This is a genomic window from Azospirillum sp. ST 5-10, assembly GCF_051225715.1.
GTDB lineage: Bacteria > Pseudomonadota > Alphaproteobacteria > Azospirillales > Azospirillaceae > Azospirillum.
The window spans coordinates 1-722 of the sequence record NZ_JBPJSP010000101.1 but is presented as its reverse complement, the minus strand read 5'-3'; the positions used below and the strand labels follow the sequence as shown (position 1 = coordinate 722).

General features: G+C 60.8%; 2 tRNA genes. Both read left to right on the top strand.

What is annotated here, in order from left to right:
- The first annotated feature begins 190 nt into the window (after positions 1-190).
- A tRNA-Ile gene (locus tag ACSBPG_RS32000) sits at positions 191-267 on the top strand.
- A 24-nt stretch (positions 268-291) separates the two neighbouring features.
- Positions 292-367: transfer RNA gene (locus ACSBPG_RS31995), tRNA-Ala, on the top strand.
- The last annotated feature ends 355 nt before the right edge of the window (positions 368-722 follow it).

Below are 722 nucleotides of genomic sequence, written 5' to 3'. Positions count from 1 at the left end.
TAACAAGGTAGCCGTAGGGGAACCTGCGGCTGGATCACCTCCTTTCTAAGGAAACCGATCCATCTCCCGCCCGGACCATCCGCCCGTCCGCCGGCGCATCCCGTCTCACGGATCTCGAAAATCAGACGTCAGGGACCGGATGTCGGACGTCAGAGGAATTCTGACGCCTGTCATCTGTCTTCTGTCATCTGGGCTAGTAGCTCAGTTGGTTAGAGCGCGCGCTTGATAAGCGTGAGGTCGGAGGTTCAAATCCTCCCTGGCCCACCAGTTCAAAGAGGACGGCACGACGCCGGGGGCATAGCTCAGTTGGGAGAGCGCCTGCTTTGCAAGCAGGAGGTCGTCGGTTCGATCCCGTCTGCCTCCACCATCCTTCTGTCGAAGGGGTGTCGGGGTGCTGCGCGCTGGACGAGATCCGTCAGGGGAAACACGACACGGTTTCGACCCGTGGGCCTTCTTCGGAAGGTGCCTCGCAGCGTTTGCGGGGCGGGTTCTTGGACAAGTGAAGAGGGTAAGTGAAAGTGACCGAGGACGTCCCGTTCCGGTCCTTGGGCGAGGGATCGCCCTGGGGATTGGGATGGGAGTGCATCTTGCGGCGGAGAGTTGCGGGCGGGCTTGTTCCTGCGCGCGGCGCATTCGCTGTTCAAGGATCAAGCGTCTTAAGGGCATCTGGTGGATGCCTTGGCACTGAGAGGCGATGAAGGACGCAGCACGTTGCGATAAGC